24 protein-coding genes and 2 tRNA genes are annotated in these 21,749 nt (G+C 64.5%); 10 read left to right on the top strand and 16 right to left on the bottom strand.

What is annotated here, in order from left to right:
* Positions 1 to 24: 24 nt before the first annotated feature.
* A complete protein-coding gene (gene amaB, locus H8F01_RS17105) occupies positions 25 to 1,560 on the bottom strand; it encodes an L-piperidine-6-carboxylate dehydrogenase (protein WP_187056257.1) in 1,536 nt (511 codons plus the stop codon).
* 115 nt (positions 1,561 to 1,675) lie between these two features.
* Here amaB and H8F01_RS17110 point away from each other — a divergent pair.
* Positions 1,676 to 1,752, top strand: a tRNA-Arg gene (locus H8F01_RS17110).
* A gap of 43 nt (positions 1,753 to 1,795) precedes the next feature.
* On the opposite strand, the gene H8F01_RS17115 is transcribed toward H8F01_RS17110, so the two are convergent.
* Positions 1,796 to 2,104 (bottom strand): hypothetical protein, encoded by a 309-nt coding sequence (locus tag H8F01_RS17115; RefSeq protein WP_187056258.1) that lies wholly within the window; start codon positions 2,102 to 2,104, stop codon positions 1,796 to 1,798.
* A gap of 95 nt (positions 2,105 to 2,199) precedes the next feature.
* Positions 2,200 to 2,415, bottom strand: coding sequence for a hypothetical protein (locus H8F01_RS17120; RefSeq protein ID WP_187056259.1), 216 nt, complete (start codon positions 2,413 to 2,415; stop codon positions 2,200 to 2,202).
* A gap of 248 nt (positions 2,416 to 2,663) precedes the next feature.
* Between H8F01_RS17120 and H8F01_RS17125 the strand changes: the two genes are divergently transcribed.
* Complete coding sequence (locus H8F01_RS17125; protein WP_187056260.1) at positions 2,664 to 3,416, top strand: hypothetical protein; 753 nt, start codon at positions 2,664 to 2,666, stop codon at positions 3,414 to 3,416.
* 29 nt (positions 3,417 to 3,445) lie between these two features.
* Here the strand turns inward: H8F01_RS17125 and H8F01_RS17130 are convergent, their stop codons facing one another.
* Positions 3,446 to 4,087, bottom strand: a complete 642-nt coding sequence (locus H8F01_RS17130) for a response regulator (protein WP_187056261.1) — start codon at positions 4,085 to 4,087, stop codon at positions 3,446 to 3,448.
* A 573-nt stretch (positions 4,088 to 4,660) separates the two neighbouring features.
* On the opposite strand from H8F01_RS17130, the gene H8F01_RS17135 reads away from it, so the two are divergent.
* From H8F01_RS17135 to H8F01_RS17160, 6 genes are all read left to right on the top strand, one after another.
* Positions 4,661 to 6,085: a DcaP family trimeric outer membrane transporter gene (locus H8F01_RS17135; RefSeq protein ID WP_187056262.1), complete on the top strand. Its 1,425-nt coding sequence runs from the start codon at positions 4,661 to 4,663 to the stop codon at positions 6,083 to 6,085.
* Between the two features lie 66 nt (positions 6,086 to 6,151).
* Positions 6,152 to 7,495 (top strand): amino acid permease, encoded by a 1,344-nt coding sequence (locus tag H8F01_RS17140; protein WP_187056263.1) that lies wholly within the window; start codon positions 6,152 to 6,154, stop codon positions 7,493 to 7,495.
* A gap of 311 nt (positions 7,496 to 7,806) precedes the next feature.
* The gene (locus H8F01_RS17145) at positions 7,807 to 8,130 is read left to right on the top strand and encodes a hypothetical protein (protein ID WP_187056264.1); all 324 of its coding nucleotides are present in this window, start codon (positions 7,807 to 7,809) and stop codon (positions 8,128 to 8,130) included.
* 154 nt (positions 8,131 to 8,284) lie between these two features.
* The gene (locus H8F01_RS17150; protein ID WP_187056265.1) at positions 8,285 to 8,803 is read left to right on the top strand and encodes a 2'-5' RNA ligase family protein; all 519 of its coding nucleotides are present in this window, start codon (positions 8,285 to 8,287) and stop codon (positions 8,801 to 8,803) included.
* 23 nt (positions 8,804 to 8,826) lie between these two features.
* Positions 8,827 to 9,087 (top strand): hypothetical protein, encoded by a 261-nt coding sequence (locus H8F01_RS17155; protein ID WP_187056266.1) that lies wholly within the window; start codon positions 8,827 to 8,829, stop codon positions 9,085 to 9,087.
* Between the two features lie 271 nt (positions 9,088 to 9,358).
* Entirely contained in the window at positions 9,359 to 10,072 is a 714-nt protein-coding gene (locus H8F01_RS17160; protein ID WP_187056267.1) for a DUF2968 domain-containing protein, read from the top strand.
* A 116-nt stretch (positions 10,073 to 10,188) separates the two neighbouring features.
* Here H8F01_RS17160 and H8F01_RS17165 read toward each other — a convergent pair whose 3' ends face one another.
* Positions 10,189 to 11,022 carry a transporter gene (locus H8F01_RS17165; protein ID WP_187056268.1) on the bottom strand — a complete coding sequence of 278 codons (834 nt, stop codon included), beginning with the start codon at positions 11,020 to 11,022 and terminating at the stop codon, positions 10,189 to 10,191.
* A gap of 74 nt (positions 11,023 to 11,096) precedes the next feature.
* The gene (locus H8F01_RS17170; protein WP_238481031.1) at positions 11,097 to 11,849 is read right to left on the bottom strand and encodes a hypothetical protein; all 753 of its coding nucleotides are present in this window, start codon (positions 11,847 to 11,849) and stop codon (positions 11,097 to 11,099) included.
* Positions 11,850 to 12,301: 452 nt separating this feature from the next.
* On the opposite strand from H8F01_RS17170, the gene H8F01_RS17175 reads away from it, so the two are divergent.
* The gene (locus tag H8F01_RS17175; RefSeq protein WP_187056269.1) at positions 12,302 to 12,667 is read left to right on the top strand and encodes an RcnB family protein; all 366 of its coding nucleotides are present in this window, start codon (positions 12,302 to 12,304) and stop codon (positions 12,665 to 12,667) included.
* Between the two features lie 214 nt (positions 12,668 to 12,881).
* On the opposite strand, the gene H8F01_RS17180 is transcribed toward H8F01_RS17175, so the two are convergent.
* Positions 12,882 to 13,121 (bottom strand): hypothetical protein, encoded by a 240-nt coding sequence (locus H8F01_RS17180; protein ID WP_187056270.1) that lies wholly within the window; start codon positions 13,119 to 13,121, stop codon positions 12,882 to 12,884.
* Between the two features lie 315 nt (positions 13,122 to 13,436).
* Between H8F01_RS17180 and H8F01_RS17185 the strand changes: the two genes are divergently transcribed.
* Positions 13,437 to 14,024 carry a hypothetical protein gene (locus H8F01_RS17185; RefSeq protein WP_222615675.1) on the top strand — a complete coding sequence of 196 codons (588 nt, stop codon included), beginning with the start codon at positions 13,437 to 13,439 and terminating at the stop codon, positions 14,022 to 14,024.
* Between the two features lie 467 nt (positions 14,025 to 14,491).
* Here H8F01_RS17185 and H8F01_RS17190 read toward each other — a convergent pair whose 3' ends face one another.
* From H8F01_RS17190 to ccmE, 9 genes are all read right to left on the bottom strand, one after another.
* The gene (locus tag H8F01_RS17190) at positions 14,492 to 14,743 is read right to left on the bottom strand and encodes an Arm DNA-binding domain-containing protein (RefSeq protein ID WP_222615676.1); all 252 of its coding nucleotides are present in this window, start codon (positions 14,741 to 14,743) and stop codon (positions 14,492 to 14,494) included.
* A gap of 229 nt (positions 14,744 to 14,972) precedes the next feature.
* Positions 14,973 to 15,058: transfer RNA gene (locus H8F01_RS17195), tRNA-Leu, on the bottom strand.
* A 26-nt stretch (positions 15,059 to 15,084) separates the two neighbouring features.
* Positions 15,085 to 15,663 carry a cysteine dioxygenase family protein gene (locus H8F01_RS17200; protein ID WP_187056271.1) on the bottom strand — a complete coding sequence of 193 codons (579 nt, stop codon included), beginning with the start codon at positions 15,661 to 15,663 and terminating at the stop codon, positions 15,085 to 15,087.
* Between the two features lie 67 nt (positions 15,664 to 15,730).
* Entirely contained in the window at positions 15,731 to 16,834 is a 1,104-nt protein-coding gene (metX, locus tag H8F01_RS17205; protein ID WP_187056272.1) for a homoserine O-acetyltransferase MetX, read from the bottom strand.
* A 367-nt stretch (positions 16,835 to 17,201) separates the two neighbouring features.
* Positions 17,202 to 18,245, bottom strand: a complete 1,044-nt coding sequence (locus tag H8F01_RS17210; protein WP_187056273.1) for a tetratricopeptide repeat protein — start codon at positions 18,243 to 18,245, stop codon at positions 17,202 to 17,204.
* A complete protein-coding gene (locus H8F01_RS17215) occupies positions 18,242 to 18,667 on the bottom strand; it encodes a cytochrome c-type biogenesis protein (protein WP_238481032.1) in 426 nt (141 codons plus the stop codon). The genes H8F01_RS17210 and H8F01_RS17215 overlap by 4 nt, the downstream gene beginning before the upstream one ends.
* 98 nt (positions 18,668 to 18,765) lie before the next feature.
* Entirely contained in the window at positions 18,766 to 19,308 is a 543-nt protein-coding gene (locus H8F01_RS17220) for a DsbE family thiol:disulfide interchange protein (protein WP_187056275.1), read from the bottom strand.
* Positions 19,305 to 21,278 (bottom strand): heme lyase CcmF/NrfE family subunit, encoded by a 1,974-nt coding sequence (locus tag H8F01_RS17225; protein WP_187056276.1) that lies wholly within the window; start codon positions 21,276 to 21,278, stop codon positions 19,305 to 19,307. The genes H8F01_RS17220 and H8F01_RS17225 overlap by 4 nt, the downstream gene beginning before the upstream one ends.
* On the bottom strand, positions 21,275 to 21,742 hold the full coding sequence (gene ccmE, locus H8F01_RS17230) for a cytochrome c maturation protein CcmE (RefSeq protein WP_187056277.1): 468 nt from the start codon (positions 21,740 to 21,742) through the stop codon (positions 21,275 to 21,277). Before ccmE ends, H8F01_RS17225 begins: the two co-directional genes overlap by 4 nt.
* Positions 21,743 to 21,749 lie beyond the last annotated feature (7 nt).

Genomic DNA, 21,749 nt, shown 5'->3' on the forward strand with positions numbered 1-21,749 from the left:
GGCCGGGGTGCGCCTGTTACCGTGTTACAGATCGAACTTGATGCCCTGCGCCAGCGGCAACGAATTCGAGTAGTTGATGGTGTTGGTCTGGCGGCGCATGTAGACCTTCCATGCATCCGAACCCGACTCGCGGCCACCGCCCGTTTCCTTCTCGCCACCGAAGGCGCCGCCGATTTCCGCACCGGACGTGCCGATGTTGACGTTGGCGATGCCGCAATCGGAACCGGACGCCGACAGGTACTGCTCGGCCGACTTCAGGTTCTGCGTGAAGATGGCCGAGGACAGGCCCTGCGGCACGGCGTTCTGCAGATCGATGGCTTCATCCAGCGTCTTGAACGGCATCACGTAGAGAATCGGCGCGAAGGTTTCCGTCTGCACCACTTCGTCGCTGTTCTTCACGCCCGACACGATGGTCGGCAGTACGAAGTTGCCCTTGCGGTCGGTGAGCGCGGCGCCGCCGGTGAGCACCTTGCCGCCCGTGGCCTTGGCCTTTTCGACGGCGGCGAGGTAAGCCTTCACGGCCTCGGGGCTGTTGAGCGGGCCCATCAGCGTAGTGCCCAGCGTCGGGTCGCCGATCTTGCCTTCCACCTGCTTGTACGCGGCCACCAGCTTGTCGGTGACGTCGCCGATGATGGACTCGTGCACGAACAGGCGGCGCGTGGTGGTGCAACGCTGGCCGGCGGTGCCGACGGCGCCGAACACGATGGCCGGGATGGCGAGCTTAAGGTCCGCGGTTTCGTCCACGATGATGGCGTTGTTGCCGCCCAGTTCCAGCAGCGAACGACCCATGCGCTTGGCAACGCGCTCACCCACGTGGCGGCCCACCTTGGTGGAACCGGTGAAGCTGATCAGCGGAATGCGGTGGTCGTCGACGAAGGCGGCCGAGAGATCCGTGCCGGCGTCGTTGAACAGGAAGAAGATGTCCGGGAAGCCGGCTTCCTTCAGCGCATCGTTGACGATCTTCATCGTGGCGATGGCCGACAGCGGGGTCTTCGGCGACGGCTTCCAGATGCAGATGTCGCCGCAGATGGCAGCAAGGAAGGCATTCCACGCCCACACGGCCACGGGGAAGTTGAACGCGCTGATGATGCCCACCAGGCCCAGCGGCTGGTACTGCTCATACATGCGGTGGCCCGGGCGCTCCGAATGCATGGTGTAGCCGTAGAGCATGCGGCTCTGGCCCACCGCGAAGTCGGCGATGTCGATCATCTCCTGCACTTCGCCGTCGCCTTCGGGCTTGATCTTGCCCATCTCCAGCGCCACCAGCGAACCGAGCGCATCCTTGTGCTTGCGCAGCGCTTCACCGCACAGGCGCACGGCCTCGCCACGGCGCGGGGCAGGGGTGGTACGCCACACCTTGAACGCTTCCTGCGCGCGCTTGACGATCACGTCGTAGTCCGCCGCACTCGAAGCGTGCACGGTGGCAATCACGTCGCCAGTGGCGGGATTGACCGGGTTCAGCGTGCCAGCGTCGGTCGTCTTCGACCACTCGCCATTACCCAGGTACGTGCCCGACTGCGTGTTGCCAAGCCCGAGGGCGGTGAGGATTTCGTGGGACATGCTTCGCTCCAGACCGTGGCGCCAAGGAAGCGCCGGGATGAAAACGGCCATTCTAGCAGGGGGCACCTGACCGGGTTCGCGCCGCTGGTCGATCCATGACAGAATCCCCGCCGCTGCCCCCGTAGCTCAGTTGGATAGAGCGTCCCCCTCCTAAGGGGAAGGTCGTACGTTCGAATCGTATCGGGGGCACCATTTTCAACCACTTGCGTGGTTGCTGCGGCGCGCCATCCCGGCGTCAGTCGCTCGATTCGCCGCCGTGTCCATCCGCGCCCGCGCGAAACAGCCGGCGCATCCCGTCGCACAGCCGCTGGATGTCGGCCGGCGTGCGGATGTCGCGGGCATCGTGGTCCAGCAGGGGAATGGAGGCTGTCGAAAGCTTCGGCAGTTCCGACTGGGCCAGCTCAAGCAGCCCCTGGGCCGATTGCAGCAGATCCTTCAGCCATGCGTCCCGGTGCTGTTCCCGGGCGCCTCGCGATAGCTCGCCAAGCCCGTGCGCAAGATCGTCTACCCATGCCAGCAGTACGCGTTCAGTCGAAAAAGGCATTACCCACTCATGCAGCAGCTCGGGACGCGGTGCACGCGCGTGATACGGGTGCCGTCGTCGGATGTCGCTTCTCGTCAGGGCCGTGACGCTGTAGGTCAGCTTATGGCGAAAATGCCCCGGTCGAGCACTTCCGCCTGCACGTGTCCGGACACCGCGTCCTGGTCCACGGCTTCACCGCTGAGTTCTTCCTGTGCCGATCCAGCGCCATAGATATGGGCGCGCCATGCCACCCGTCCCTGCAACTGATCGACCTCGCAAAGCACCTGGAGTTCGTGGTCTGCCTCGTCCACGACGTTGAAATTCATGTTCATGCGTGGGCGCCCCTGACGCCCGCGGATCCGTGCTGCGGTTGAAGTGAAAAAGAGTCCGCGCGTAGCCGTGGTCGGCGGCTTTTGTACCCCTGGCACGCGGTGCTTCCGTTTATGGCAATCAAGGAACGTGCCATGCCGGAGAGGTCGCTCCATTGACAGCGCAGGACATCCGCTGGCGCATGCGAATGCATCGATGCCGCGCTAGGCTAGGCGCCTGCTGCGCTTGCTTGCCACCAGGGAATGCCACCATGCGAATCCACTCGCGCCGTTCGGTCGTTGGCCTTCTGTTGGCCTGCCTGTGCGGGGTCGCAGCGCAGGGGTGGGCGCATGCACAGGAGCTGCAGCAGGCCAGCTACACCGGCACGCTGGGGCCGCAGCGCATTGGCCTGATCCTTCGCATGGACGGCAAGCAGGTGGCGCCCAGTCGCTACTACTACTTCCGTCATCTGGTTGACATCCCGCTCACCGGCGAACTGCGAGCCGGCACCTTCACCCTGCATGAGCAGGACGCCACCATGACGCTGCATTTCGTGGGCAACGACAGCGAAGAGGGTGAGGCGCTGGATTTCGACAACAGCATCGGTCTTGAAGGCCAGTGGACCAACGGCAAGGTGACCTTGCCGGTGAGGCTGCAGGGCGGTGGCCTGTTTTCCGCGCCGCCGGCCGGGCATTGGTATCAATCCATCACCGATGAAGCGGACGAGGTGTTTGAAGCGCGCACCAAGGGCTTCTGTGCCGCCGTGGCCAAGGGGGACAGCGCACAGGCCGCGCGCTACGTGCATTTCCCCTTGCGCGTGAACCACGGGCCTGGCCAGCACGAGCAGATCACCGATGCCCGGCAGCTGGCGGCGGAGTGGAGCCGCATCTTCACGCCCGCGTATGTGGCCGGCATCGCCGATGCGTCGCCGCACAGCATGGATATCGTGCAGGGCAGTGCCATGCTGGGCAACGGGCTGGTGTTCTTCAGCGACAAGGGCGCCGACGTTCTCAACCTGCCGTAGCGACGGCCGGTTGCCCCGGCTTCATGACGTCAGGCGAGGATGCCGTGCTCGCGTGCGTAAGCGTACACGTCCAGGTCGTTCTTCAGCCCCAGCTTGTTCATCGCATCCATTTTCTGGCGGCTGATGGTCTTGACGCTGCGATTGAGCTGGCCGGCAATTTCGGTGACGGTGAAACCCGAGGCAAACAGTCGCAGCACTTCGGTTTCGCGCTTGGACAGCGCCGGGCGATCATCGGCATGCCCGCCGGGGCCGCCTTCGTCGATCAGGTGGCTGATGCTGGTGCTGAGGAACGATCGCCCGTGTGACACCGCCTGCACGGCCAGCGTGAGTTCCGACAGCGCATCGGTCTTGCTCATCAGGCCGCGCACACCGGTGGCGAGGATGGCCTTGAGCACGCCGCCGTTGTTCACCATGGTGAGCACCACGATGGGCAGCTCGGTCTTGCGGCGGCGGATCATGCCGAGCATCTGCAGGCCGTCGGCCACCTGGCCACCGGGCATGCTGAAATCGGTGATCAGCAGGTCGCAAGGCTGTTTTTCGACCGCATCGATCAGCTCGGCCGGCGAGCCGACCTCAGCGACGACATGCGCGCTGTTGCTGTTTTCGAGCAGCGCGCGTACGCCACTTCGAAAAATGGGATGGTCGTCAGCAAGAATGATCCGAAGGCCCACAGTTTGCCCGTCCGAGAGTTCGTCTAGCCAACATAGGGTAGCTGTTCGAATTAATGCGCCATGTAGGCATGCGCTTACAAGGCGTTTGTAGTCTTCAGACAGCGCTCATGAAACCTGATACGGCTGGCATGTCCGGTGCCCACCGGGTTACAAACCCGCTTGCCCCGATCACGCTGCAGCGGGTGCATTTTAAAGCCGAGAGTACTCCTTTCGTCATTGCGAAATTCTACTTAGATGGCCATCTGCGTAGAGCGAATCGTCACCTTGGTTCACGGGGATTCGACAATTTCTCGGCTCTAATCGATTCAGGGAGGCGCTCGCGCTGTACGGCGGTGTGTATCTCGCTACGACACGGGGGCCGAAGGAATGATTCCCGGCCTGTTCGTTCGAGATCGCGTTCGGTAGCTACCCACTGAAATCCCCGTGCACCTCAGCTCGGGTGCGCGCTCGTCTTGTACGGCTCCCCCTTGGCGTTAGAACAGGAGTGTTCCTATGCAGCCATGGCTTTGCCCAGAGAACCCCCGGGCATATCGAACGCGTGCGCTTCGCACCCTTCTTGCCGCCTCATGCGCCGTGGCGCTTGCCCCGGCCGCATTTGCCCAGTCGTCGGATGACCTCAAGGCCGAAATCGCCCAGATGCGCCAGCAGATGCAGGCGCAGCAGCAGGTGATGCAGAAAATGCAGCAGCGCCTGGATCAGCTGGAAGCCAAGGAATCGGCACAGGAGAAGACCGCGCAGGCTGCGCCCGCCACGCCTGTCGCGCCCACCGGCACGAAGGCGCCGGCGACGCCCATCGTGTCGTCCGCCTCGGCGCCCGCGCCATCGACACCACCGGTCTATCGTCCACCCTCGGCTCCTGCGGGCGTGGCGGAACCTCTGCCCGAGGGTTACGTACGGCTGGGCGATACAGGCAACCTGTTGAAACTGGATCTGGTGGCGCAGCTCGACACCATGATCGACAACAAATACATGGGCTCGGCTGACCTGTTCGTGCCGTCATCGATTCCGGTACGAGGGCAGCCGTTCTACGACAGTGGCTGGCGCACCAACCTCAGCGCGCGGCAAAGCCTGTTCCGCATGGATTTCCGCCGCGATACCGACTACGGCACGCTGAAGGTGGTCTACAAGAACAACTTCTTCGGCAGCGGCAGCGGCGACATGCCGTACAACATGCAGCTCTTCTACGGTGAGCTGGACAACGACCGCTACACCCTGTTGGCCGGCTACAACATTTCCGCGTTCACCGACATCGACGTGTTCCCCAATACGCTCGATTACGAAGGCCCCAACTCCTTCACCTTCAAATACGGGCCGCAGATCCGCTTCTCACCGGTGCTCTATCGCTCGGGCGACAGCAAGCTCACGCTGCCGCTGTCGATGGAAAAGCCCAACGCCGACATCACGGCCATCGCCAACTATTCGCCGTATTCGCGCCTGGCGGACTTCACCGCGGGGCTGCGCTGGCAGGCACCGGACTGGCATATCCAGTGGTCCAACCTGTTCCGCAACCTGGGCATGCAGAACAGTGAAACCGGCCAGACCCAGCGCACCAAGGCCTTTGCCACGCAGCTCACCGGCAGCACATCGCTGTTCGAGCGCGACAGCGCGCAGGGCTGGGTCAGCAACGGCCATGGCTATGCCAACTTCCTGCAGGACATTTCCGGGCTGGGCCTGGATGCGGCCTTCACCACCAACGGCGAGCTGCGCGCCATCCGTGCGCGGGGCTACGGCGTGGGCTACACCCATGGCTGGACAGACAGCCTCAGCTCCAGCGCGTCCTATGGCTATCTGCGCGTCAGTCCTTCGTCGGACATGCTGATCAATCGCGACGAGCTGCCCAAGAGCACCAAGTTCGCGTCGCTCAACCTGGCCTGGCAGTTCAGCCAGCGCGCGATGCTGGGCATCGAATACCTGTGGGGCCAGAACATCCTGCTGACCGACGCACGAGGGCAGGGGCAGCGTGTGCAGACCACCTTGCGCTACGACCTCAACCCCTGACGGGGCACGCATGCGCCACGCCACCGGCCACGTCGCGTGACCGGTGGCCATCAGGCAAGGGACGACATGGCCGCGCAACCGGTAAAGAAAATGGGCCTGCTTGCTGCCTCGTCGCTGGTGGTAGCGAACATGGTGGGCACGGGCTTGTTCCTGCTGCCCTCGAGCATGGCAGGCGTGGGCAGCATTTCGCTGCTGGGCTGGATCGTCGCCGCGATCGGCGCCAGCGCGCTGGGTCTGGTATTCGCCCACCTCGGCATGGTCGAACCGCAGGCGGGTGGGCCCTATGCCTATGCCCGCGATCACCTTGGGCCGTTCGCCGCATTCCAGACCAACTTCCTCTACTGGGGCGCCAACGTGATCGGCAACGTGGCGATTGCGGTGTCGGTCACCGGCTATCTGGCCGTGTTCTTCCCCATGCTCAAGAACCCGTGGTTCGCCAACGCCAGCACGGCGGCCATCATCTGGCTTTTCATCTGGCTCAATACGCGCGGCGCCAACGTAGTGGGGCACTTCACCACCATCAGCACGGCGGCGGGCATCCTGCCCATTGCGTTCGTGGGTCTGCTGGGCTGGTTCTGGTTCCGCACGGATGTATTCCAGGCTGGCTGGAATCCGGAAGGGATGTCGACCTTCAGCGCCGTCCAGCGCAGCGCCTCCATCGCCCTATGGGCCTTCCTGGGCGTGGAAAGCGCCGCCGTGTCCGCCGGTGTCATCGAGAACCCCAAACGCAACGTGCCGCTGGCCACGGTGGTCGGACTGGTGGTGTCCACGCTGATCTACATCGCCTGCTGCACGGTGATGATGGGCCTGCTGCCCAACGACGAGCTGCGCATTTCCGGCGCCCCGTTCGCCGATGCGGCGCGTGTGATGCTGGGCAACTGGGCCGCCATCGTCATTTCGCTCGCTGCCATCCTGAAAGCCGCGGGAGCGCTGGTGGGGTGGATCCTCATCGTGGCGCAATCGGCGCAGGCCGCCGCACAGGACGGCATGTTCGCCACCACATTCGCCGTCACCAACCGGTATGGCATGCCGGTGCGCAACCTGGTCATTACGGGCGTGTTGATGTCGTTGCTGCTGGTGCTCACCACCTCGCCGGATATCGCCACGCAGTTCGCCACCATCACCAGTGCCACCGTGGTGCTGATGGCGTTGCCGTACATCTATTCGGTGGTGGCCATGTGGCGGCTCAACCGCACGCTGGGCCTCACGCCGCGTCGGCGCAATTTCCTTATCGTGGTCGGCTTGCTGGCCTGCGCGTATTGCGTGGGCGTGGTGCTCGGGCAGTCGGCGGAGCTCAACCGCAAGGCGCTGGTGGTGTTGCTGGTGTCCACGCCACTGTTCGCGCTGGTGCGGGTGCAGGCGGTGATGAAGACCCGGGCTCATCGCCACCGCGGCCATCGGCGGGGCTGAACCGCCACGGGCAACCGGGTCTGGGTGTTCGCCGCTGCGCAACATCCGTACGGTCGGGGGCCGCCCGGCGTGCCTCAACAGAACCCTTCAGCCCGCCCCGGGCCTGGTTCCGGCCTGGCGTGGGTGCGATGGTGCCCTGCAAAAGGGGCGTAAAAACATGCGCTTGCATCCATGACCTTTGCCACGCGAGGGTTTTGGTCAGCTAGGCGTAAGTTGCCGTGGAAAGTTTCCCCCCAGTACGCCATGTCGCCGCGATTCCCCTCATCGCCGGCTCCCCCCGACCTGGCGCCGTAGGCGAAAAGGAGTTCCAGATGGCGGTACTCGTCGGCATTTACCTGATCCAGGGCGACGCGTTCGATATCGTGCGCCAGGGCAAGACCCAGTGGACGGGTACCTGGACACTGTTCCGATCCCCCGGGCTGGACCGCACGCACTGGGAACCACTGACCAGTGGCGAGGCGGCAACCCTGTTCGCCACCGCTGCCATGGCCGCCCGTGCGGGTGAGGACGAGGGCGTGGCCTTCGCCCGCGAGCTGCAGGGTGACGATGGGCTGGAGCCCATGTTGTGGAACGCCGCGCCGACCACGCCGGTGGTGTCGATGCAGAAGAAGACTTTTGCGGGCGGCTGGTGCTGATCCGCGCCGGCTGAGCCGGTTGCCCGGCGACACCTGTACGGTGGTTGAGTCCTCACGCGGCAGGCCGTCCGGCGAGTGTGGTCACGTGCGCCGGTAGCGCGATAATGCTTTTCCACGGCAACTTGCCGGGACACAGGAAGGCAACGGGCCGACCATGGCGCGTACCCTGCTAGCGCTGTTGGTGCCCGAGGCCGAGCCGGTCGTCGGCAGTTTCCGCGAGCAGCACGATCCTGCCGCGCGCCGCGGACTGGGCGCGCATATCACCTTGATCTATCCCTTCATGGACAGCGAGCTGTTCACGCCCGCCGTGCTGGGGCGGCTGCGCGATGTCGTCGCGGATATTCCCGCCCCCATGTTCCGCCTGGAACAGGTGAAGACCTTTCCTTCGGTGGTGTGGCTGGCCCCCGAACCCGCCAGGCCGCTGATCCAGATCGCCACTGCGCTGGAGCGTGCCTTTCCCGACTACCCCAGGGGCGGCGGCGCCTTCCCCGACTACGTGCCTCACCTGTCGGTGGCGCGACATGTGCAGCACGAGCAGCCGGCCATCATCAACGAACTGCAGGCCCGCCTCGCCGATCACGGGCCGATCTACGGCTGGTGCGAAACCCTGTCGTTGCTGGTCAGCGAGAACCGGCGATGGCGGGACCTGGCGCACTATCCCTTCATGCACTGACGTCATCACACCAAGGAGCAACCATGGCAAACCCGATGAGCGACGAAGACATCATCCAGGAAGCCTACGCCGAGCGCCTGAAGGCCGTGTTCGACAACTACGCCGATGTGGCGCCTTCCGATCCTGATGGAGCGAAAGCGAAGTTCGTGGCGGGCGTGACGTTCCTGCGCAAGGTGCGTGCCAGCGCGTTGCAGGCCCTGCCGCCGGATGCCGCGCCGGCGGCATCGGCCATGGCCACGCGTGCCAGGACGGCCACGAAGGCGACCAAAAAGAAGAAGGCGTAACTGCCGGTCCGCGGCAACATCAAACCGGGTTCGCGCTGATTCCGATAGCGGCTGCGCGCAAGCCATCGTCGCGGATGGATGGGGCAGGGGCATCTATCCGCGGAGTGCTTGGCGAGCCATCCAATTCAGAAGTGTCCCATGTCGCCCCGCGCGGCACGCTCTCTATCATTCCGGCTGCCGATCCCAAACCGCGGCTCGGTTCGCTCAGGTGCATGTCCGATCACATGGCCTGCCATTCGTGCAAACACTCGCTGCGCTCCGGAAGGTCGCCATGACTGAGAATTCATCGGTGCGGGAATTTCCCGTGGTGCTTTGCGCGAGCGAAGACAGCACCGTGCCGACAGACGCGCACCATGACGACTCGGCCGCCCCGCACGACGACGACCTTGCCGACGTGGCCACGGTCACCGCCCACTGGCGGCACCCGTATGCCGACGGCGACCTCGTCGATGTCGCCGACGTGGAAGAGGTCGAGTGGCTGGAGCGGGAAACCGCCGTCATGACCATGCGCGAGCTGCACAGTTTCGGACACGGCGTGCGGCTCTATTTCCATCCCGCCGAACTGATGTTCTACGCCGCCATCTACATGGACGACCTGTTGTGGCGGGCGGTGAAGTCAACCGAGTTCGACCTGGCCGAAAAGGCCTTCGAGGAATTCGCCGTGCAGGTGAACAGCCGCGCCCGCGCGGAAGTGCGTCGCGTGCAGCTGGAAGCGAGAAACGTGCAGCTGAAACGGCATATCGCCGAATCGGAAGCCAGGGCCGAGCGGCTGCGCGTCAACATGCAGCGCAACGCCGCCCAGAAGCAGCGCGCCATGCAACGCGACAACGCGTTGCGAAACGACATCAAGCAACTCGAGGCCACGCGCGTACAGGCACAGCTGCATGCCAACCGCACCCTGCGGCAGATCGGCCAGCTGCATTCCAGTTGCGCCGCCGAGCTGCCACGGCCGCGCAGCCTGGGCTCGATGTTCCGCAGGCGTTGAGCAGGCTGGCGGCATAGCACCGTGATGGCCACGAAGAGGCCCGGCATAACCGGGCCTTTGGGTATTCGCCATGTCACCGGATCAGCGGCATCGCCAGACCCGGTGTGCAACGTGGTTCAGAACGAATAGGCCACCGTGGCGCCGACACCCCAGTCCGGGCTGCCATCGGTGAAGCCCTTGGTGACATAGGCCTGCGCCTTCCAGCCGGCAGCGAACTTGTAGGCGTAGTAGCCGGTGAGTTCATTGCGGGCGAAGCTGGTATCCGATGCCTTCTCGCGATAGTCGTAGTACGCGCCGAAGCTGCTGTGGGTATCGAGCTTGTAGCTGGCGCCCACGTTGGCACCGAACACATCGTTGAGACGGAGGTACTGCGAGCTGCCCAGCCACGTGTAGCTCACGCCACCGAACACCGTCCACTTACCGAAGCCCTTGTACGAGTCCACGGCAAAGCTGTAGTCGTTCTTGCCAGTGCCCAGGCCCTTGTCCGCGTCGGCCGTACCGAACTTGATCTTGCCGGTGACGTCGATGCCAAACTGCGCGCTGGTATCGCGGTAAGCCTCGTAGGTGGCGGCGGCGGTGATGTCGCCCAGGCCAGAGGCCGAGCCGGCCGTTTCGGTGGTCGGCGTGGTGCTGCCCGACGCATTGCCCTTGCCGTGGCCGCGACCCTTGGGGTTGCTGTTCTTCACCGGACCAATGCCGGGGATGACGTTGTCGGCACCCGTGACGTGGATATACGGCACGTCCAGCTTGAACGACCAGCGGTCGATGTCGTAGCCGAAGATCACCGGCACCTGCGTGATGTCGGTGGTGGTCGAGGTGCCGTAGTTGCCGGTGGTGTAGTCGATGCCCGCGCCCACCTTGATGGTGGAGCTGTCATCGGCGTGCGCGGCTTGTGCCATCAGGCCCAGTACGCCGAGCGCGCAGAGGGTGCTGGTGTTCTTGAGGTTCATGGGTTTTCCTGGGGTGTAGCAAGGAGCACGGAGGCCCCGAAGGGACCTCCGCGTGGTTCGGTAAAGGAAAGGAATCAGCGACCGCCGCGTTCGGGCTTGTCGGGACGCTCGGGCTTTTCGGGCTTGTCCGGATGCTCGGCCTTGTCGGGGCGATCGGCCTTGGCCACCTTGTCAGCGTGATCGTCCTTGTCGGACTTGTCAGCCTTGTCGTTCTTGTCGGCCATCTCCGACTTCTCACCGTGCGCCATGTCTGCCTTGTCGGGCACCGGGCCGTGCGTCTTAGCGTCGGCCAGCACATCGCCCAGCTTCAGGCCCAGCGTCTTGCTGACCTGGCCCCAGCCCTTGTCTTCACTGCGCAACGTGAGCACGCCGGTGAGCTCTTTCGTTCCACTCGGGCCGGCGATCGCACCGCCGTTCAGTGCCGCTGCGATCTGTGCGGCCGTGGGCTGCGTGATACCCGCCGCCTTCAGTTCGGCCTGCGCCAGCGACAGCGCAATGTTGACGTTGCCATAGCCCAGCTGATGCGTGGTGGGCGTAAAGCTGACCTGCGACGCAGGCGTGGTGGCCGTGGCCGGCGTGGTGAGCACCACGGTGCTGCCGCTGTGCAGGCCAGTCACCAGCGCCTGCGCATTGGCAGTAGAACCGGCAAACGTGGTGTACGAACCGGTGAGCCGGGTGCTGTCCTGCGTGCCCTTGGCCGAAGTGGATGTCGCGGTGGTGGCAGTGGTGGTCGTGGCCGACGTGGTATCGGCCCATGCCGCGGCGCTGGTAACACCCAGGCCCATGGCGACGCTCAAGGCGGTAAGTACATGCACTCTTTTTTTCATGGTCTGCCTTCTGAAGGTAGTGAACCGATTTCCTTCGAGGCACCCCAACGGGCACAAGATGAACTCCGCACCTGCCGCGCGGTGGTGTAGCAGGAACCTGCTTACCGAACGGCCTCGGCGCGGATACTGGCCGAGCGCAAAGCGCAAGAAAAGAGCGCGGATTCGCAGGTTCAGGAAGCAAGCAAAAGTGCTTCAGCTGCCAGTCAAATAGCCGTCCATTTCGTGAATTTCATCGCATAAAACAGGCCTTTCCTTGCTGCAGCCTGTCCGCATCCGAAGGTGTTGCTGAACGACAAAAGCCGCTGCTGGCTTAACGCTGGCTTGCGATACCTGATCTGGCACGCACTTTTCTGTGCGATGTTGTATGCGACGGATGTAAGCGCATGCGGTGAAGAACCGTCACTGCCTTGCGATACCCGTCGAAGGTTTCCAATTCCAGCGAGGTTCCATACATGAAACGCCTTCTTTCGTTCGCCATTGCAGCAGCCTTGCTTGCCAGTAGCGGACTGGCCATGTCCACGCCGCAGGACGACCACGATCACGGTCACGGCGACGACAAGCACTGGGACAACGGTGACCACGGCCACAACCCCAAGGACGAAGGGCGCCATGACAATGGCAACCACAAGGGCTGGTACAAAAAGGGTGATCGCCTGCCGCCGCAGTACTACGGCCGCGAGTACTACGTCACCGACTACGACCGCTACCACCTGCGCCGTCCGGACCCGGGTTATCGCTGGGTACGCACCGATGGTGGCCAGTTCTATCTCACGCTGATATCCAGCGGCGTCGTCATCGACGTTTCCGGCGGCTACTGATTGATGCCTTATGCGGTGAGCCGGGGCAGGGGCATGTTGCGTGATGGCCCCTGCTTCGGTGGTTTCCCTATCCACGGTCAGTGATGCGCCTAGTTGCATGGGTTTGACAGTCAGGGGCGGCGCATCGGCAGGCAGCCGATGCGCCAGGGGTATCGGCGCCGCGGGGGCTCATGTGCGCGGCCACGGCGTGCGCCACACCGGCCAGGCGCGGCAGCTAGGCGAGCCCGCGAATCTTTCTTTCCGCATGAATCACGGCGATCAGCTCGGTGGCCACATCGGACCAGCGCTGGACCGCGCTGTCGTCGCGGGCAATGGTGTCGTGCACAAAGGCGAATTGCGTGCCATCCCGCCAGACCTGCGCAATGTAGGTAAGGGTGACCGGCGATCGGGTGGTGGTGAGTTCGTAGCGGAAAGTCGATCCTGCGTGATTGAACCAGTGCGACGATCTCGCCACGGCATAGCCTCATGTCCCCTGTTCCCACCCATCTAAACGGGCGCATCATTCGCTGAATACCCTGACTAACGGCCTAGGCCGCGCACGTGCGCGTGCTGCGCGAAATTTCAGTCACGCGAAAGCTTCGGGGCTGCCATTGATACTGGTTCTTGTTCAGCGCCTCGAACCCACGGTGGATGCGCAAGGCCACTGACTCGCCGCATTCATCGCAAAGTGGCTATTGAGGGCGCCGCCTCGTGCGCGCTTCATGGCGCACGGGGCGGCTCGAGCGAATTGCCCGCGCGCCCGGTGCCGCCATCGCAGAAGGACCCACCCATGAAAGGTTTTCGCGTTGTGTTTATCGCTGCCGTCTTCCTTGGCCTGGGCAGCGCCATAGCGCCGCTGCACGCCTCGCAGGACACGCCCAAGGCCCAACAGGGCAAGGCCAACCTTGCCGGCGTGCACGACTTCGATTTCCTGGTGGGCAACTGGCGCAGCCACCACCGCAAGCTCCGCGAGCGACTGGCCAACAGCCACGACTGGGAAGAGTTCGACGGCACGCTGAGCATGCACGAGCTGATGGACGGCCACGCCAACGTGGACGACAACGTGTTCTACACCAAGGAAGGCACCTATCGCGGCGTCGGCCTGCGTTCCTACGACCCGCAAACCGCGCAATGGGCCATCTGGTGGCTCGACGGCCGCGACCCGTTCGGCCAGCTCGACCCACCCGTCAAAGGCCATTTCGAGAACGGCGTCGGCACCTTCTATTCCACCGACACCCTGCGCGGAAAACCCGTGCGCGTGCGCTTCGTGTGGTCAGGCATCACCAAAACCACGGCCCACTGGGAACAGGCGTATTCCGCTGATGACGGCAAAACGTGGGAAGTGAATTGGGTGATGGATTTCACGCGAGCACCGTAAGGGCAGGGCGTCCCACAACCCCGTAGCCCGGATGGAGCCAACGGCGGAATCCGGGGTTCAACGATGCGGTGCATGTCGTGCTTGCGCGGGCGTGGCGATCCCGGATTCTCGCTGCGCTTCATCCGGGCTACGAATGCGCGCCTGACCCCGTAGCCCGGATGGAGCCAACGGCGGAATCCGGGGTTAAACGATACGGTGCATGTCGTGCTTGCGCGGGGGGGGGCGATCCCGGATTCTCGCTGCGCTTCATCCGGGCTACGGATGCGCGCCTTGACCGTAGCCCGGATGGGGCCACCGGCGGAATCCGGGGTTCAACGATGCGGTGCATGTCGTGCTTGCGCGGGCGTGGCGATCCCGGATTCTCGCTGCGCTTCATCCGGGCTACGGATGCGCGCCTTGACCGTAGCCCGGATGAAGCCAACGGCGGAATCCGGGGTTGCGCGGCCTCGCACACTCCTTCGCCCTTCCTACTCCACGCCTCGCACACCTCGACTGTTACTTCGCATCACCCGATCAAGGTCATAGCGAGCCTGCAACAGCAGAGTGATGTGTGGATATACCCCCAGCGCAAGCAGCTTCTCCTTGCCTGCGATCCTGTACTTCATTCGCCAGTAACGCGCGCCATCAGGTTTCACTAGCAGATATAAGCCGCCGCCATCTGCGAGTTTGAAGGGTTTGGTAGAGGGCTTCGCCTTGCGTATGGCGGTATCGGTAAGCATGTGGGGGTACCTGTGCGGCAAGTGCTGACGCGCACCCCGAAAAGCGGGGGTATTAGCAAGTTCTTGCGAACCGTATCACTGCCATGTACCCCCGTAAATACCCCCTGATACCCCGAGCTTGGCTGATATCTCGTGGGACGCCCTGATACCTTCGGGCATAAAAAAACCAGCTATTACGCTGGTTTATCTTCGTTCTCGGGTTTCGGTGGTAGTGCCTGAAACCCCTTACTGGTACCGGTGATAGGACTCGAACCTACACTCTGTCGCCAGAAGCGGATTTTGAGTCCGCCGCGTCTACCATTCCGCCACACCGGCATTGCAAGCGGGCCATTATGCCGGGTTCAGTGGACGGGGTCGAGCCCCAGCTGGCGGTCGGTGCGCTGGTATTGGTTGTCGCCCAGCGGCTGGAACACGGCGCAGTGGGTCATCTGGCCGGAGTAGATGTGCAGGCTCACGGCCACGGCGTCGCCGCTGGGGTTGCGGATGGTGTGGTACTCGTGGGGCGGGATCAGGCTGCCGGCGGAGCCGGGGCCGGCCTGGATGGAGCCCACGGGCTGGAAGCAGTAGTTGCCGTCTTCATCGGCCAGGCGCTCGTACTGGACCACTTCCAGCGCGCCGCTCCACACGCCTTCCACGCACCACATGCCGCAGTGGTCGTGGATGGGGGTGCCCTGGCCGGGGCCCCAGGTCATGGCCACCACGCAGTAGCCGTGCTGTTCGCTGCGGTAAAGCTCGCGGCGGGCGTAGCGGCCTTCGGCGGTCTCGAAGACGCAGTCGGGAAGCTTCACTTCCTGGCCGCGGATGAGGTTGCACAGGCTGTTGCGCAGGCTGTCGGTGACGGCGCGCGTGGTGCCCTGCGAAACAGCATCGTCGATGGCGTCGATGAGCTGGCGGGAGCCGGGGAAGTCCAGGGTAAGCATGGTGTTCTCGGTAGGTCGTGCAGCCGGTCCATCTTAGCAGCGCCGAGGCAGGGGCGCTGTCAGCCGTTCATAATTGGCCGAGAAAGCCTCCGATGGCACGGCTGTAGTTGGGAATGTCCACCAGGAAGGCGTCATGGCCCTGCGGGGAGTCCAGCGCCACGAAATCCACGCCGGCGCCGGCGGCGCTCAAGCCCTGGGCGATCTGCTCCTGCTGTTCCAGCGGAAACAGGATGTCGGTGCTCACGCCGATCACCATGGCCTTTTCCACGCGGATGCGGCTGAGGCCTTCCATCACGCTGCCATTGCCGTACTCGGCCATGTCGAACCAGTCGCTGGCGCGCGACAGGTACAGGTAGCTGTTGGGGTCGAAGGTGTGCACGAAACGCTGGGCGTGGCCTTCCAGGTAGGACTCCACTTCGAATTCCGCGCCGAAGGGGTTGTCGTCGCGCCGTTCGGGATCGAGACGGATGCGTGCGAAGCGGCCGTTCCATTCCATGGCGGAACGGTAGGTGATCACGCCGAGCTTGCGCGCGATGCTCATGCCGTCGGTGGGGTAGCTGTCGTCGCGGTAGTGGCCCTTGTTCCAGTGCGGGTCGAGGCGGATGGCCTCGCGCTGCAGCGAGCGGATAGCGATGGCGAAGGGCTGCGCCTGCGGTGCGGTATCCACGCTGATGTGCGCGCGCACGCTGCCGGGGTGCAGCACCATGTAGGCCAGCGCACTCATGCCGCCCATGGAACAGCCGATGAGGCAGGCGAGCTGATCGATGCCCAGGCTTTCGATAACGACGTGCGCTGCGTTGGCCACGTCTTCCAGTGACAGCTCGGGAAAGTCGAGGCGATAGGGTTCGCCGGTGGCCGGGTTGATCGATGCGGCGCAGGTGGAGCCCTTGTCGCTGCCCAGCGAATTCACGCAGATGACGAACCAGCGCGAGGTGTCGATGGCCTTGCCGGGGCCGATCATCGCCTCCCACCAGCCCTCGGAGGGATCTTCCGCGTTGGAGGCGGCGTGCGCGCTGGGCGAGAGGCCGGTGAGGATGAGCACGGCGTTGTCACGCGCGTCGCTCAGCATGCCCCAGGTTTCGTACGCCACGCGGGCATCACGCAGTGCTCCGCCGCGTTTCATCGCGAAGGGCGAGGGCAGGGCGCAGTAGCGGCGGGCGTCGTGGGCCATGGATGTCCTTTGGGGCTGCTGACAGAGCGTTGCGGGCGGCCGGCAGGGCGGGCGTGGACGGCGCGCAGGACATGGAGTTTACACACCCGGGGATGGTGATTCCGAGGGTGGGCGGTGTTGGCGGGCGGATGGCGCGGGTGTTTTAGTGGTGGCTGCTGGAGGCGTTCCGCGATCTGGGCGAGACCACATCCGCCCTCACCGTCATCCCTGCGAAAGCAGGGATCCAGTGCCTTTCAGACGCTGCGGAAAATCGAAAAGTCGCTGGATCCCTGCTTTCGCAGGGATGACGGTGAGGGTTCGTGCAGGTGAGTCGCAAACTTGAGCGACGAGCGCAAACAGGCGCTCAAATGGCCGCGCAAACCGGCCCTCAATGAACCTTGTCGATGCTGATCTTGATCGGCACATGCGTGTTCACATCCACCACGCCGGCATCGCCTTCCAGGTCACCCGGCTGGGCGATGGCTTGACCGCTCTTGCTGATGCGGGCGCCCACGAACACGCGCGATGCCGAGGACAGTTTGAGTTGCGGCGTCATGCCCATGCCATCGTTGAGGGTGACGGTGGCGGGCAGGGCGGTGGCGTCCATCTTTGCCACGGCCAGCGGCATCGGCGGGCCCTGTTCGGCGCGGGCGTAGACGAACAGGGTGTCGCCCTGCGCCAGCTTGTCCTTCAGCGCGGGCGACAGCGCCACCTGCACCTGCAGCGAGGGCTGCGTGGCTTCCGCGGCTGGGGTTTCCGGCGCGGCCTTGCCGCCGTTGGCGCGTGCGTCGGCCACGGCGATCTGCTCCTGCACGGCCTTGGCCACGTTGGAGTTCGGGTCGAGCTGGGGCTGCAGCTGGCGCCACGTCGTCGCCGCCTGGGCGAACTGGTCGTGCTGGAACTGACTGATGCCGAGCAGCCACAGGCCACGCTGGCTTTGCGGGTCAATCTTCACCGCGCGCTCGAGCAGTTCCTGCGCGCGGCCTTCGATGCGGTGGTCGTCGCGCAGCAGCGAATCGGCTTCGGCCCAGCCGACCATGGCCACGGCGTTGTCCGCGTCGAGCTTGAGCGCGTGATCGTAGGCATCGCGTGCTTCGGCGGCGCGATGCATCACGCTGTAGGTCTGGCCCAGCAGCATCCAGCCCTGCAGGTCGTCAGGCTGTTGCACCAGATGCGCTTTCAGCTCATCCACGGCCTGGTCGATGTTCATGCCGGCGCTGGCCTTGGGCACGCCATTGAGCGCTACCGGCGTACCCACGGCGAGATACAGCCCGATGGCCGCCACCGGCAGGCAGAACGCCATCACCATGGCCAGTGCGAAAACATTGCGCGGACGGCCCTGCTGGCGCCCGTGGCGCAGCATGGGCAACAACAGCAGGAGCAGCGCCGCGACGATCATCGCCGCGGCGATCAGAAAGAAAGCCAGCCTCACCAATCGTCCCCTTCTTCAGCAGGCTTGTCGTCCACGGTGGCGACGGGCGCGGCGCGAACGCGCCGGCGCACGGTCACCACGACCACGGCCGCACCGGCCAGCAAGATCACCAATGGCCCGAACCACAACAGCAGCGTGCCGCCTTTCACCGGCGGGTCGTACAACACGAAATCGGAATAGCGGTCCACGAGGTATTGCTTGATCTCGTCGTCGCTCTTGCCCTGCTGCATCAGGTTGAACACTTCATGCCGCAGGTCGCGCGCCAGGTCGGCGTTGGAGTCGGCCAGGTTTTCGTTCTGGCAGACCAGGCAACGCAGCTCGCGCGTGAGGTTCTGGAAGCGGACTTCTTCGGCGTGATTCTTGAAGGGCAGCGGGTCGATGGCCTGGGCGAAGGCAAGGCCCGCAAAGAACAACAAAGCCAACTGTAGGAGCGCACCCTGTGCGCGACCCCATGCTCGCCGCTTCGTCCGGTGGTCGCGCACAGGGTGCGCTCCTACAGGAGAGCTATGGATGTCACCGCTCATGGCTGCTCCTTGGCGAGCGCAGCGATGGCCGGCTTCAATTCTTTTTCGATCACGTCCGGCGTCAGCGGGCCGATGCGCTTGTAGCGGATGATGCCCTTGCCGTCGACGAGGAAGCTTTCCGGCGCGCCATACACGCCGAAGTCGATGGCGGTGCGTCCTTCGCGATCCACGATGACCATGTCGTACGGGTTGCCGTGCTTGGCCAGCCAGCCCTTGGCGTCGCCTTCGTCATCCTTGTAGTTGTAGCCGATGACGGGCACGCCGATGGACTTGCCCTGCGCCATCAGCACCGGGTGTTCTTCGCCGCAGGCGATGCACCAGCTGGCGAAGACGTTGATGAGGTAGGGCTTGCCGAGCAGGTTGTCGCGGCTCACGGTTTGCGCGGGATCATCCAGCTTCGGCAGCACGAAGGCGGGCGCCGGTTTGTTGATCAGCGGCGAGGGCACCTCGCGCTGATCGTGCTGGGTGTTCCACCAGATGCCGAAGCCGAACAGCACCACCAGCAGCAGGAAGCCGAAGAACGGAATCAGTCGGCTCATGCGCGCGACTCCTGCAGCACGGTGGCCGGGGTGGCCTGCGTTTCCGCCACGCGCTTGGTGCGGAAGCGACGGTCAGCGGCCGCGAAGAAACCGCCCAGCATCATGAACAGGCCGCCGGCCCAGATCCAGCGCACGAAGGGCTTGTCGTAAAGGCGCAGCGCCCATGCACCTTCCGGCTGCTTCGGATCCATCGGTTCGCCCAGCGCCACGTACAAGTCGCGGAACAGGCCGGGGTTGATGGCCGATTCGGTCTGCACCTGGCCGCGCGTATAGGTGCGCTTCTGAGGATGCATCACGGCCACTTCGCTGCCGTTGCGCATCACAGTGACCGTGCCCTGATCGCCCTGCCAGTTGGGGCCCTGCGTGTGTTGCACGCCGTCGAAGCGGAATTCGTAGCCACCGATAGTTTCGGTCTGGCCTGGCGCCACGCGCACGTCGCGCTCCACGCTGAGCGCATTGGTGAGCAGCACGCCGGCAAGAAACACGCCTACGCCGAAGTGTGCGAGCAGCATGCCGGCCATCTCGGCCGGGTAGCGGCGACCCGCCGGCATCTCGCGCCAACGCTTGAACACGTAAAGCAGCGTGCCGAAGCCGCACCACACGGCGGCAGCGGTGCCGGCAATAGCCTTGGTTTCACCGCCGGTGGCGAACGCCGCGAGGATGGCGCAGGCAACGGCTGCCAGACCGGCACGCCACATCACCTTCTTCAGCACCGGCACGTCGCTCTTGCCCCAGCGCAGGTAGGGGCCGAACGGCAACAGCAGCACCACCGGAATCATCAGCAGCGTGAACAGGAAACCGAAGTAGGGCGGGCCTACCGAAACCTTGCCGATGTTCAGCGCATCGCCCACCAGCGGGAACAGCGTGCCGAGCAGCACCATGGCCGCCGCCACGGTGAGCATCAGGTTGCCGATGAGGATGGCGGTTTCGCGCGACACCACGCTGAAGGGCTTGCCGCCGGCCACCTTCGGCGCGCGCATGGCGTACAGCAGCAGCGAGCCACCGACGACCACGGCGAGGAAGCAGAGGATGAACAGGCCGCGACGCGGATCGGAGGCGAAGGCATGCACCGAGGTGAGCACGCCCGAGCGCACCAGGAAGGTACCCAGCAACGACAGCGAGAAGGCGAAGATGGACAGCAGGATGGTCCACGCGCGCAGGCCGCCGCGCTTTTCGGTCACCGCCTGTGCATGGACCAGCGCCGCGCCAACCAGCCACGGCATGAAGCTGGCGTTTTCCACCGGATCCCAGAACCACCAGCCGCCCCAGCCCAGTTCGGCATAGGCCCACCAGCTGCCAGCGACGATGCCGGCGGAAAGAAAACCCCAGGCCACATTGGTCCACGGACGCGCCCAGCGCACCCAGGCCTGCTCCAGTTCGCCGCCAAGCAACGCAGCGATGGAGAACGCGAACGCCACCGAGAAACCGACGTAACCCATGTAGAGCACGGGCGGGTGGAAGGTCATGCCCGGGTCCTGCAGCACCGGGTTGAGGTCACCGCCATCGGGCGGCATCGGCAGCAGGCGCGCGAACGGGTTGGAGGTGAAGATGATGAAGGCGAGGAAGCCCACCGCCACCAGGCCCAGCACGCCGAGCACGCGTGCCACGAACACCTCGGGCAGGTTGCGGCTCAGCACGGCCAGCGCCAGCGTCCACAGGTTGAGGATGAAGATCCACAACAGCAGCGAGCCTTCGTGCGCGCCCCACACCGCGGCCACGCGGTAGTACCAGGGCAGCGCGAGGTTGGAGTTGTCGGCGACGTACTGCACCGAGAAGTCGAACGACACGAACGCCCACACCAGCAGCACGAAGGCGAGCGATACGAACACCGCCTGTCCCGCCGCCGCCGGGCGCGCCACGGCCATCAGGGCGGTGTTGCCGCGCCATGCGCCGATCAACGGCAGGATGCCCTGCGCCAGCGCAAGCAGCAGGGCGAGGATCAGCGCGAGTTGACCGAGTTCGGGCGTCATTGCGGCTTGTCCTGTCCGGCTTCTTCGTTCACCTGTTTGCCTTCGTGGGCCTTGGCCATGGCGTCCTTCAGCTCCTTGGGCATGTAGGTTTCGTCATGCTTGGCCAGCACTTCGGTCGCCATGAAATGGGCGTTGTCCATGTGTCCCGTGGCGATCACCGACTGGTTGTCGCGGAACAGGTCCGGCAGGATTCCGTTGTATTCCACCGGCATCGAACCGCTGGCATCGACCACGGTGAAGGTGACCTTCAGCGAGTCCTTGCTGCGCTGGATGGAGCCGGCCTTCACCATGCCGCCGAGGCGGAAGCTCTTGTAGCTGCTGGCCTGGCCGGTCTGCACCTGACTGGGGGTAAACAGGTAATTCATGTTCTGCTGCAGGGCGAACACGATCAGGCCCCCCGCAACGACCGCCGCGGCGATCACGAGAATGACGATGGTAAGCCTGCGCTTGCGTGTGGGGTTCATGCTCATT

It is taken from the genome of Dyella telluris (genome assembly GCF_014297575.1).
Taxonomy (GTDB): domain Bacteria; phylum Pseudomonadota; class Gammaproteobacteria; order Xanthomonadales; family Rhodanobacteraceae; genus Dyella; species Dyella telluris.

What these genes read in the sequence shown, in the direction of transcription:
- H8F01_RS17155 (WP_187056266.1), top strand. Translation starts at nt 8,827, where the DNA reads ATGGCAAACCCGATGAGCGACGAAGACATCATCCAGGAAGCCTACGCC.
- H8F01_RS17185 (WP_222615675.1), top strand. Translation starts at nt 13,437, where the DNA reads ATGAAAGGTTTTCGCGTTGTGTTTATCGCTGCCGTCTTCCTTGGCCTG.
- H8F01_RS17160 (WP_187056267.1), top strand. Translation starts at nt 9,359, where the DNA reads ATGACTGAGAATTCATCGGTGCGGGAATTTCCCGTGGTGCTTTGCGCG.
- metX (WP_187056272.1), bottom strand. Translation starts at nt 16,834, where the DNA reads ATGGCCCACGACGCCCGCCGCTACTGCGCCCTGCCCTCGCCCTTCGCG.
- H8F01_RS17175 (WP_187056269.1), top strand. Translation starts at nt 12,302, where the DNA reads ATGAAACGCCTTCTTTCGTTCGCCATTGCAGCAGCCTTGCTTGCCAGT.
- H8F01_RS17115 (WP_187056258.1), bottom strand. Translation starts at nt 2,104, where the DNA reads ATGCCTTTTTCGACTGAACGCGTACTGCTGGCATGGGTAGACGATCTT.
- H8F01_RS17150 (WP_187056265.1), top strand. Translation starts at nt 8,285, where the DNA reads ATGGCGCGTACCCTGCTAGCGCTGTTGGTGCCCGAGGCCGAGCCGGTC.
- H8F01_RS17165 (WP_187056268.1), bottom strand. Translation starts at nt 11,022, where the DNA reads ATGAACCTCAAGAACACCAGCACCCTCTGCGCGCTCGGCGTACTGGGC.
- H8F01_RS17200 (WP_187056271.1), bottom strand. Translation starts at nt 15,663, where the DNA reads ATGCTTACCCTGGACTTCCCCGGCTCCCGCCAGCTCATCGACGCCATC.
- H8F01_RS17220 (WP_187056275.1), bottom strand. Translation starts at nt 19,308, where the DNA reads ATGAGCCGACTGATTCCGTTCTTCGGCTTCCTGCTGCTGGTGGTGCTG.
- amaB (WP_187056257.1), bottom strand. Translation starts at nt 1,560, where the DNA reads ATGTCCCACGAAATCCTCACCGCCCTCGGGCTTGGCAACACGCAGTCG.
- H8F01_RS17125 (WP_187056260.1), top strand. Translation starts at nt 2,664, where the DNA reads ATGCGAATCCACTCGCGCCGTTCGGTCGTTGGCCTTCTGTTGGCCTGC.
- H8F01_RS17190 (WP_222615676.1), bottom strand. Translation starts at nt 14,743, where the DNA reads ATGCTTACCGATACCGCCATACGCAAGGCGAAGCCCTCTACCAAACCC.
- H8F01_RS17140 (WP_187056263.1), top strand. Translation starts at nt 6,152, where the DNA reads ATGGCCGCGCAACCGGTAAAGAAAATGGGCCTGCTTGCTGCCTCGTCG.
- ccmE (WP_187056277.1), bottom strand. Translation starts at nt 21,742, where the DNA reads ATGAACCCCACACGCAAGCGCAGGCTTACCATCGTCATTCTCGTGATC.
- H8F01_RS17145 (WP_187056264.1), top strand. Translation starts at nt 7,807, where the DNA reads ATGGCGGTACTCGTCGGCATTTACCTGATCCAGGGCGACGCGTTCGAT.
- H8F01_RS17225 (WP_187056276.1), bottom strand. Translation starts at nt 21,278, where the DNA reads ATGACGCCCGAACTCGGTCAACTCGCGCTGATCCTCGCCCTGCTGCTT.
- H8F01_RS17120 (WP_187056259.1), bottom strand. Translation starts at nt 2,415, where the DNA reads ATGAACATGAATTTCAACGTCGTGGACGAGGCAGACCACGAACTCCAG.
- H8F01_RS17170 (WP_238481031.1), bottom strand. Translation starts at nt 11,849, where the DNA reads ATGAAAAAAAGAGTGCATGTACTTACCGCCTTGAGCGTCGCCATGGGC.